The following is an 11258-nucleotide window of genomic DNA, read 5'->3' as shown; positions in this document are numbered from 1 at the left end:
TCATGTTGCGAGCAGCATGAACAGGCTAGTCTGCACAGAGGACGGCGATTATAACCGAAGGGGGTAAGCAAATGTCACGAGGTAGGATGGAGCATCCGGATAAACACGATCAGCATGCCGTGCAGCAACAGTCTAGCGAGCGTAAAGCCAGTTCGGCCAAAAACGATGGAGGACAATCGTTTGGTTCCGAATCGTTGTCTTCTGCGTCGATTTTACAGCTTCAACGCACGATAGGTAATCAAGCGGTACAGCGTATGCTGAGTGGAAAAGGAAGCGGCGTGCTATCTAGTGAAACCACAGGAGAGGCCGTAGGAAAGGGCGTAGACAAGGGCGGCATGCCCGCCGCACTGCAGCTTCAGATGGAGCAGACCTTTAATACGGATTTTTCACAGGTGCGGATTCATCCAAATTCGCCAAAGGCTCCCGAAATCGACGCGCTCGCTTATACACAGGGCAACGACATTCATTTTGCTCCAGGTCAGTTTCAGCCCAATAGTACTGGCGGGCAAGCGCTGTTAGGTCACGAGCTGACGCATGTCGTGCAGCAGAGACAGGGGCGGGTTCAGGCGACAACACAGGCCAACGGTGTTCCCGTTAACGATGACCCTGCGTTGGAAAAAGAGGCTGATCATATGGGAAAATTAGCCGCGCAAAGAAAACAAATCTCCCGCACTCAGGAGGCGTCTCCCTTTCTCGGGAGCGGGGTAGAGCAGACGAGCAGCCGGATTGCACAGCGAATGCAAGCCGATGTGCGGCACATGGAGGCAAATGGAAACGTTTCGTTGCCTACGAATGAAGCGCCGGTGCAGATGACGAAGAGCGGAGCCGCGGGAGGCGGGCTGTTCGGAATGGGCCTAGGGCTCGGGCTTGGCTATCTGGCCTCGCTTAGCAATCCGGTCACCGCGCTCGCCATGCTGGCGCTTGGAGCCGGAGGCGCTCTGGTCGGCAACAAGCTGACCGAGCCAGCAGAGACAACAGCCCCTCCGACACCAATAGTCCCCTCGCTCATGCATTTTGTATGGCTGGGCGGACGCCTTCCCGCGGAACGAGAACAAAATATCATCACATGGTCCTATCAGGCTTCTCATGTCACTGTAAATCTATGGCTTGATGAGCATTCGGAGCGGGTAACGAATGTAAGCGAACTTCAGAGGCATGGTATTGAGATTCGGAATACTTCGGAGCTATACGACAGCGCAGAGGAGTTGGAGGCGACGGCAAATAAGCTGCCCACTTACCATGGGGGCAGAGTCAATCCAGCTGCAGCAGGGGCGCTGTCTGATGTCGTGCGCTTGGAGATCCTGTACAAAGAGGGTGGGACGTATATGGATTCCGACAATACTCCTGGCGCGGAGGCGACTTCCTTCGCTGGAATGGATGCACCGCTTGGCGTTCGCCTTGGTTGGGCGCAGTTGGAGCATAGCAAAGCGTTTTCCAACGATGCGATTTCAGCGGTTCCGGGTAACAAGTATATAGACGACTACAGGAAACATGTCTACGGAAAATTGGCTGATGATGATCAAGTGGCCAACATTCTCAGCGGGAATCGAGAGCTGGTGAAAGCAGCCGTGATGAACACGACAGGCCCCGAGGCAATGGCGGAAGTGGCGCTTCCTTTTTCCGATCAGCAGAGAAGTGAAGTGGACAAGGAGCTGTCAGACAACCGCTATTTAAAGGATCTATTGGGGGAAACCTACGGTCCGATCAATATCAGCTCCTTTGGGAAAAATCTAACAGCGAATGAGGATAGTTTCACCCCGGCCATGCAGTTACTGTTCGATCAGTTAGCATACCCTGAAGGAGCCTTCGTCCGTGCTTCCGATAATGCCTGGCTGAATGTAGAAGGTAGGCAGTAGATGGCTCTTGGCGGAGAAATAATGGATTGTGGTCCTACAAAAACCAAAAATAGGTGAGGTGCGTAGTGAAATACTTTACATACGATCTGTTTGTAGCGCAAAATACAGAGACCATAAGTGATGAGCAATTAAATCAAGTGGATCAACAATGGGAACAGAACGGCACTCAGTACAGAGCAATATATCGTGCCTTATCTGAAAGGCTGCCTCAGGATGTGTTTAATCACTTTAATTCATGGGGATTTCACGATTAGCGACTCGTAAAAATGAATATTGAGCATACAAGTCTCCTTCATTCGCATGTACATTTTACTGACCAGAATGTAAGCATTCGACGACTGAAATAAATCTAGCATTGCTTTTAGCAGAAAACTGCTGCGAGACTACATCATAGTGCTGTTCATAGACAAACTAATAAAGAAAGGGGACATAAATGAACATGAGTAACGTCACTCCAATCTTTAGAATATTTGATGAGCATAAAGCGAAACAATTCTATCTTGAATACTTAGGTTTTCATGTAGATTGGGAACACCGATTTGAAATGGACTTGCCCCTCTATATGCAAATCTCCAATAATTATCTTACTTTACATTTGACTGAACATTACGGGGATTGCTCTCCTGGCTCCGCGATTCGAATTAGCATTACAGGAATCGAACATTTTCATCAAGCATTACGGAGTCAAAACCATGCCTATTCGCGACCTGAAATTGAAACAACAGAATGGAATACGAAGGAAGTCCGTTTGATCGATCCTTTTGGGAATAAGCTCACTTTTTTTGAAGAGATGTAACATTCAAAATTAGACAGGAGTGCGTTTGGTTGGCAGCGAGAAGGTCGGGGGCTCATTCGCACGGGTCGAGTAGACGAGTAGATTGAAGGATTCAGTTCATTCGTTTTATGAACTTTTGCTTATTACGAAAGGGGTAAGAGCATAGCAACGTTTGTATCGATACAAAAATCGCCTGCCCTTATTCCATGGGGCAGGCGATTATTTCCCTATTAGTTCACCCAGTCGTCTTCGCCAACACGCAAAAGATGGACTGTTTCAACCTTATGTATCCTGTGACGATACCTATTGATTAATCATAAAACCCTAAAATCTTTCATGCTTTCGCCAAGCAAATAGTGTGAAAACCACATCAAATTCTGCTTCATAAGAGCCACATTAACTGTTGGCTGGTCAGAACTATGTCCCATTCCTTTAAATATAATTAATTCTGTATCAACTTCCATATCCCTTAATCCTTGATATAGCTCATATGCATTTGGAGTTCGAACTCTTGCATCCTGTTCGCCATGTTGGATTAAGGTAGGAGTACAGGCTGATTTAATATATGTCATTGGTGATGTTTTAGCATATATCTCTGGATCATTCCATGGATCATTTCCTAAATACATCCTAATAAAATAAGGTATATCTGTATTTACATAATGGGTAATCCAATTCGTAATTCCACCTCCAACGGAAATAGCTTTAAATCTACTACTAAATGTAGAACAGAAAGCTGATATATATCCACCGTTGCTCCATCCCATAACGCCTACTCTGTCATTATCTGCAATCCCTTCGTCAACTAGTTTATCCACTCCAGAACTAACATCATCGTAGTCGGCAATCCCCATTTTTCTATAGTTTGCTTTTAAAAATTCATTACCATAACCAGAACTTCCTCTGTAGTTTGGCTCTAAAACGATAAAGCCTTTTTCGATAAACTGTTCAATAGGATATTTCTCATTAAAACAGTCCGAAAATATGGGGAAGGATGCCCAAGCGGGGCCACCATGGATGACCACTAATAAGGGATACTTTTTATTTGGATCAAAATCGACTGGGGTTGATAACACGCCCTCTATTTCAAGACCATCGCTGCTTTGCCATGAGATGATTTCCTTGTTACTTTTAAGCTTTCCTTTGAAAAAGCTATTTTCATTCGTTATTTTGTTATCGTCTAAATAAATTTCAAAGATTTCACTGGTTATAGCTTTAGTATAGGATATATGATTTCCATCGCTTGTTATAGAAGCATCCATTATAAAGCTATCTACTTGTTTGCTTAACATTTTCACAGTGCCATCCTCAGACAGCAGCCCAATAACAACATTCGTTTTATTCTGCCATCTCATTAAAATCCCTTTAGCTGTCCACCGTAATGGAATAACCGTACTATCAAAATCTGTTAAAGGTTGAATAAGCTCTCCATTATTAATATCATATATTTCTAATGTACTGTCTTTGATATGGTTCTTATAGTAATCCTTCTCCCTTAAGCTTGCGGAGTAACATATTTTGTTGCCTTCAGGAGAAAAGCAAACGCCCCCTCCCAACAACTTATCTATATTCATCTTTTGTAGCTCTTCAGCTTTAATATCTAGTAGGTATAGATCTTTATTTATATTATCTTCCATATTTGAGCTTGGTGTAGCCATAAATACAAGCTTTTTCCCATCATTTGAAATATCAAATTCATGGATATGAAAATCCTTTCCATCCGTTAGCTGATAAACAACACTATTTTCGTGTTCATATTTATCATTTTGTATCCCTTTTTCTATTTCAATGTAAAATAAACAATTATTCTGATATTCCTTACCTACATGATGGAAATTTCCATATCGATCTTTACTTTTCTTTATCATCTCAGATTGTTTTGACTGTGCAACATAATAAAAACCCTTGCCAGTAGGCTCCCATTTGAAATTACTGACGCCTTCTTTCTCATCAGTAATTTGAACCCCGCTATAACCATCTATTGACTTAACAAAGATCTGATTTTTCTTGTTATCCCCGTCACTAACTGGGCTAAGGTATGCGATATTGTTAGAGTCTGGAGACCATAGTGGGTATGTACTATTTATATCCCTAGTTGTTATGGGGTAACTCTGTCCCTTATCTTTTTCATATATCCACACATGATTATTATATGTATTGTCTTTCCAGTTAGCCGTCTTCTTTACAAATGCTACGTTTTTGCCATCATCACTTATGTTTGTACTTGATAAGATGGGTAATGAAATAATCTCTTCTATACTTAGATATGTATTTTCATTCGTTTTCATAAATAAACCCCCTCGTGATGTCTAGTAATCTATATATGTTCCATAAAATCTCTGCCCTATGCTGAACCATGAATGGTCACCTCATTTAAGGACAGTTTTGAAAACAGTCACGCTATTCTTAAGTAGCAGGGAGATGAATTCTGAATTCATCAGGAGTCATTCCCTGTGTATTCTCGCTAATATGATTAAAGCACAAAAACCCGTGAAATGTCACTTTTTTCAAGATTCCAGCTTACGGGCTACAGTTCATCATCCACCGCTAACTCCAAAATGTACAGCTTCGATTTCCAGCTCTCTTTTTCCAACACAGCTTTATAATCAAAAGTTATAAATATTTCAAAAATCCTTATAGACAAATATCGGTAAATACATTGAACCTTGCATGAGACTGCGTTACTATAAATACAGATTAAAACAAAGTAACTAGGTCGGATTTATAGAGATTGATGTGAGGTGGAGGATGTTGTTGCAACTACAAGTGACGAATAGCCCGTTTACAGCCGAGCAAGCAGAATTAATTAATAAGCTGCTCCCAACTTTGACAGAAGCGCAATTGAATTGGCTCGGAGGATACTTAGCTTTTTATCGTGCGGGGAATGTTAGCGCCGCAGCATCGGAATTGGCGGCAAGCACGGTACTGGAAGCGCATGCGCCTGCGGCTGAAGCAGTAGTCGCGCCACAAGGCCCGCGCGAAGCGACGATTTTGTTCGGTTCACAGACTGGTAACTCGCAAAGATTGGCAGGACGGCTTGCAGACAAGCTAAAAGGTCAAGGCATCGAGGTTACGCTGTCCGCCATGAACAAGTACAAAACGAACAATCTAAAAAAAGCTGGTTATTTATTTGTTCTCGTCAGTACGCACGGTGAGGGCGATCCGCCGGATAATGCGTTAACTTTTTATGAATTATTGAATAGCAAACGTGCGCCGAAGCTAGATGGATTGAAGTTCTCCGTTCTTGCACTGGGCGATACGTCGTACGAATTTTTTTGCAAAACAGGAATCGATTTTGACACTAGGCTCGCTGAACTCGGTGCAGAGCGGATCGTGGATCGTGTAGATTGCGATGTGGATTTTGAGGAGTCCGCCGCTGGCTGGATAGCAGCCGTAAATGCTGTAGTGAACAACGCTGCGACATCGGTATCAGCATCCTTGCATGGAGTAGAGGGCGTTGCGTCTACATCTGCATTGGCATCTGTCGCAAGCGATTCGACATATTCGCGAGCTAATCCGTTTATGGCGGAAGTGCTTGATAATTTGAACTTGAACGGCCAAGGTTCGGACCGTGAAACGCGCCATTTGGAGCTGTCTCTTGAAGGTTCAGGTCTGACGTATGCACCTGGGGATGCGGTTGGCGTTTACCCGCAGAATGACCCATCATTAGTAGATGAACTTATCTCGTTCCTGAAATGGAATCCGGAAGAAGCAGTCGTAACGGGCAAAGCAGGCGAAACTTCTTCGCTTCGTGAAGCCCTGCTTCATCATTTTGAAATCACAGTCTTGACCAAGCCTTTGCTGGAAAAAGCGGTTGCCTTTACTGGAAACGACAAGCTGGCTGAACTGCTAAAGCCAGAACATAAAGAAGACTTGAAAGCCTATATGAACGGACGCGATTTGCTTGATCTGCTGCGTGATTACACGCCATGGACGCTGGCTGTTAGTGACGTTGCAACTTTGCTGCGCAAGCTGCCGCCACGGCTATATTCCATTGCGAGCAGCTTAAACTCTCATCCGGAGGAAGTGCATCTGACGATCCGGAAAGTGGAATACAAAGCTCATGGCCGTGACCGCAAAGGCGTGTGCTCCGTGTACACTTCTGAACGACTGGTGACAGGTGATAAGCTTCCAATTTTCATCCAACAAAATCCAAACTTTAAGTTGCCGGACAATTCCGATACGCCGGTCATCATGGTCGGCCCAGGCACGGGCGTTGCACCGTTCCGAGCGTTCCTTGAGGAGCGTGAGGAGTTGGGCGCAACGGGGAAAACGTGGCTTTTCTACGGGGATAGACATTTCGTGACAGACTTCCTGTATCAGACTGACTGGCAGCGCATGTTGAATGACGGTGTATTGACGAAGCTGGACGTAGCTTTTTCCCGAGATACGGACGAGAAGGTATATGTACAGCAGCGGATGCTGGAAAATGGCGCAGAGCTGTACGAGTGGCTGCAAAAAGGCGCACATGTGTACGTCTGTGGAGACGAGAAGCATATGGCGCACGACGTGCAAGCTGCATTGCTCACTATTATCGGGCAGTACGGCGGCCAATCTCCTGAAGCGGCAGCTGCGTACTTGTCTGAGCTGCAAGCAGAGGGACGTTACCAACGCGACGTATACTAAGCGTGGGAGCTAGAGCGGACTTTTTTATAGATAAATATAAAAGAATGAACCGATCATGGGGGCAAAGGAGCTAACAGCAATGTCAAACAACCTTAAGGTAGAGCCAATCGGCGGGCCGCCGAGTGACGTGGAGGATTTGAAAAAAGAGAGTAACTATTTGCGTGGATCGTTGACGAATTCGCTAGCTAACCGAATTACAGGCGGATTGCCCGAGTTAGATAACCGACTGCTTAAATTCCACGGCAGCTATATGCAGGACGACCGCGATTACCGCAATGAGCGGCAAAAGCAAAAGCTGGAGCCATACTTCCAGTTTATGCTACGTGTCGTTACACCGGGTGGCGTGTCAACGCCGGCGCAATGGCTCGTTATGGATGAGTTGGCTGACAAATACGGCACTGGAAGCTTGCGTTTGACGACACGGCAGGCATTCCAGCTGCATGGCGTCTTGAAGTGGAATTTGAAAAAAACAATTCAAGAAATTAATGAAGCGATGCTGACGACGTTGGCTGCTTGCGGTGATGTTAGCCGCAACGTCATGTGTAATCCGAATCCGTACCAATCGGACATTCATAGCGAGGTGTTCTACTGGTCGCAGCAGTTGACGACACATTTGGCACCTAAAACGCCTGCATATCATGAAATTTGGCTCGATGGCGAGAAGGTTGTAGACAGTCTTGAGCAAGCAGATACGGCTGTAGAGGTAGAGCCCATTTATGGTCCTGTATATTTGCCGCGAAAATTTAAAATCGGCATTGCGGTACCGCCATCGAATGACGTTGACGTGTATTCGCAAGATCTTGGCTATATCGCTATCGTAGAAGACGGCAAGCTCGTCGGCTTTAACGTCTGCGTCGGTGGCGGCATGGGCATGACGCACGGTGATAACGCTACTTATCCGCAGCTTGCGCGCGTCATCGGCTTCATAACGCCAGACCGCGTTCTGGACGTAGCGGAGAAGACAGTTACGATCCAGCGCGATTACGGCAACCGCTCTGTACGGAAATACGCTCGTTTCAAGTATACGATCGACCGCCACGGCTTGGAATGGTTTGTAGACGAGCTGCATGAGCGCTTGGGCTGGACGCTTGAGCCTGCACGCGAGTTCAAGTTCGATCATACCGGCGACCGTTATGGCTGGATTAAAGGTAAAGACGGCAAATGGAATTTGACGCTGTATGTTCAAAGTGGACGCATCGCGGACGTTGAAGGCTATAAGCTGAGAACGGCGCTGCGTGAGATCGCGAAGATTCATACGGGAGATTTCCGTCTTACGGCTAATCAGAACTTAATGATTGCCAACGTGAACAGCCAGAAGAAAGCGAAAATCGTTGCTTTGTTGAAAGACTACGGCATCGCGGAAGGCACGCAGTATTCGGCTCTTCGTCGCAGCGCATTGTCATGTGTAGCATTGCCGACATGTGGGCTTGCGATGGCGGAAGCTGAACGTTACTTGCCGACATTGGTCGATAAGTTGGAGCCGGTTCTCGAGGAAGCGGGTCTGCGCGATGAAGAAATCATTATTCGCATGACAGGCTGCCCGAACGGCTGCGCGCGTCCGGCGTTGGGCGAGATTTCGTTCATCGGCAAATCGCCTGGCAAGTACAACATGTACATGGGCGCCGGTTTCTCCGGCGACCGCCTGAGCAAGTTGTACCGTGAGAACATCGGGGAAGAGGAAATCATCGATACGCTTAAACCTATCATTAACCGCTATGCGACCGAGCGTGTTAGTGGCGAGCATTTTGGCGATTTTGTGATCCGTACGGGCTATGTGCAGCCTGTGACAAACGGTATGAACTTCCACGATTAATAGATTGTTTCTTCAAAAGTGGCGGTGCAGCGAATATTCCTGCATCGCCTTTTTGATTTCCTCCGTGTATGCTATATGTGGATGATGAGGAACATCATTCACATATTGTCTAGGCTGGATTGTGTTCGCGGGAAAATCGAAAAAGATATAGGCTTCTTCATTTTAAATTCATTCCTGATAACATCCTTAGCATATAGAATTTTTTATAGGTTAAACCAAGATTGCTAACCTTACCTAATATTGTATTCCATTCATCTAATCATCCTTGTTTCAATTTGAACGAAATAAGTAGGTAGGTTCGGAGCTGCAGTGGGCAGAAGCGAGGAAGCATACTCAGCTTGATAAGATCTATATTTTACTAAAATATTACGAAAAGGTGAGATATTTGAATAATATAAAATGTATGAACTGTTTTGAACTTTCTTCTACATTTGTTAAGCTCGATATTAACCCATTAGAAAGCATAATTTCTTATGTGGATGAATTACAAAGTTACGTAGAAACATACAATGAGCATTTAATAGATCTAGATTTAAAATGTTCAATATGTTGCGAAGACCTTCAATATGATGATTATTTCGTAGTTGAAGAAAAAGAGGAGCAATTAGTAAAAGCAATTAGTGAAATGCTTGGTAATGAAATATCCACATATATACATTATTGTTCTCGATGCGATATAGTTAATGAATTATTTGAAGCAAATAAAATGAGTGTTATAGAAATAGGGGAGAAAAAATATGATGAAGGTCTATCAATTACAAAGTTTTTAGAAGAACACTTTATACCTTCCCAATATGTTAAACACATTATTCCGTATTTAAGCTGCGGATGTTGTGGGTTTGGATATCACAAAGAATCAAAGACTTATCATAAAGGTAATTTTATCCAATCATTTAGGGTTCTTAGTAATGATCACATTAGTGCTTTTTTAGATATTGATTTGAGTGATTGGATCAATTATGCCGAAAAGTATCATATTTATTTAAGAGATTTCGAAGTCCAAAGTTTTTTATCTTTCTTAAAAAAGAACCCACTCTTGGCGTACAAACATCCTGTAGGAGCACGGTTTTATGAATTGTTCGATGCGATGCTTAAAGAAGGTGATTATTTTACATTAGATATTGGTACTCAATTATTTCGAGGGAGAACAAGACCAATTGGAAGTAAGAAATTTGAACGAACTGAAATATGGGAGCCACCTTTCGGTGTCTCTTCTCATGGTAGATACAATATCGTTGGTACTTCAGTACTCTATCTATCGAATCATAAAGAATACATACCTTATGAGGTGAATTATAACAACGATCAAGAATTAGATGTTGCGTTATTTGAAGTGAAGAAACCTCTGAAAATACTTGATTTAAGTAATTTACTCGGTGATTTTGGTAGATTTTTGTCCCAATCCTCGAAAGACAGAAATATTTTGAAATTTGAATATTTATTAACTAATTATATTTCAGCTTGTTGCTTGGATGTGGGATTCAATGGTGTGAAATACAAAGGGGTCAAGGAAGGGAATTACGAGAACTATGCTCTTCTGAATTATCAACATGGAATTGATTTGGAAATAATATCACTGGATACAGCAAAGATTCAAATTCAATATAAATTTAATAATTAGAGAAATGGTTTGAAACTATAAATTTGAAACTATAAAGAGGCATGAAGATTTTTCCGTTTTTACAAATTAAATTATCATTACTGTCCATACATATCATTTTGTTAGCTTACTCCCACAAGGAGGTCTTTGAAAAATGAAAATAAGCGAATTATCGCAGTTGACCAAAGTCAGCGCACGCTCGATTCGACATTATGAAGAGAAAGGCTTGCTGCAAGCGGAAAGATTGGACAATGATTACCGCAAGTTTAACGAAGCTGATATCGATCGTGTAAAAGCTATACAATTATACTTGAAGCTGGGTTTAACGGCGGATGAAATCGGAAGTCTTTTTAAGTGTGAATTCGCTACGCCTGACGAGTACGAATATTGCGAGGAAATGCTGAACATCTATGAAGACAAACTAAGTAACGTCACTGACCAAATCAAAGCGCTTCATCAATTGAAAAAATTGCTGGAGAGACAAATCTCCCTTACACGTAGTAAACAGATACATAACTAACATACGAGCACGCAGGCAAGGCCCCGAAGCAGTAAATCATCCCGCTTCTGGGGCCTTACGCGATTTGC

Annotated in this window: 8 protein-coding genes; 7 read left to right on the top strand and 1 reads right to left on the bottom strand. The window is 43.6% G+C overall.

What is annotated here, in order from left to right:
• Positions 1-71 precede the first annotated feature (71 nt).
• The 3 genes from KIK04_RS23240 to KIK04_RS23230 all read left to right on the top strand — a co-directional run bounded on the left by KIK04_RS23240 (position 72) and on the right by KIK04_RS23230 (position 2652).
• Positions 72-1856 (top strand): eCIS core domain-containing protein, encoded by a 1785-nt coding sequence (locus KIK04_RS23240; protein ID WP_232276152.1) that lies wholly within the window; start codon positions 72-74, stop codon positions 1854-1856.
• Between the two features lie 65 nt (positions 1857-1921).
• Entirely contained in the window at positions 1922-2110 is a 189-nt protein-coding gene (locus tag KIK04_RS23235) for a hypothetical protein (RefSeq protein WP_232276151.1), read from the top strand.
• Between the two features lie 185 nt (positions 2111-2295).
• Positions 2296-2652, top strand: coding sequence for a glyoxalase superfamily protein (locus KIK04_RS23230; RefSeq protein ID WP_232276150.1), 357 nt, complete (start codon positions 2296-2298; stop codon positions 2650-2652).
• A gap of 293 nt (positions 2653-2945) precedes the next feature.
• Here KIK04_RS23230 and KIK04_RS23225 read toward each other — a convergent pair whose 3' ends face one another.
• Positions 2946-4919, bottom strand: coding sequence for a S9 family peptidase (locus KIK04_RS23225; RefSeq protein ID WP_232276149.1), 1974 nt, complete (start codon positions 4917-4919; stop codon positions 2946-2948).
• 466 nt (positions 4920-5385) lie between these two features.
• Between KIK04_RS23225 and KIK04_RS23220 the strand changes: the two genes are divergently transcribed.
• From KIK04_RS23220 to KIK04_RS23205, 4 genes are all read left to right on the top strand, one after another.
• Positions 5386-7257, top strand: a complete 1872-nt coding sequence (locus KIK04_RS23220; RefSeq protein ID WP_232278872.1) for an assimilatory sulfite reductase (NADPH) flavoprotein subunit — start codon at positions 5386-5388, stop codon at positions 7255-7257.
• Between the two features lie 79 nt (positions 7258-7336).
• Positions 7337-9070 (top strand): assimilatory sulfite reductase (NADPH) hemoprotein subunit, encoded by a 1734-nt coding sequence (cysI, locus tag KIK04_RS23215; protein ID WP_232276148.1) that lies wholly within the window; start codon positions 7337-7339, stop codon positions 9068-9070.
• A gap of 403 nt (positions 9071-9473) precedes the next feature.
• A complete protein-coding gene (locus KIK04_RS23210; protein ID WP_232276147.1) occupies positions 9474-10691 on the top strand; it encodes an RES domain-containing protein in 1218 nt (405 codons plus the stop codon).
• Positions 10692-10824: 133 nt separating this feature from the next.
• The gene (locus KIK04_RS23205; protein WP_232276146.1) at positions 10825-11190 is read left to right on the top strand and encodes a MerR family transcriptional regulator; all 366 of its coding nucleotides are present in this window, start codon (positions 10825-10827) and stop codon (positions 11188-11190) included.
• Positions 11191-11258: the final 68 nt, after the last annotated feature.

Origin of the sequence: Paenibacillus sp. 481 (assembly GCF_021223605.1) — a bacterium.
Lineage (GTDB): Bacteria > Bacillota > Bacilli > Paenibacillales > Paenibacillaceae > Paenibacillus_B.
This window is presented reverse-complemented; position numbering and strand designations above follow the sequence as displayed.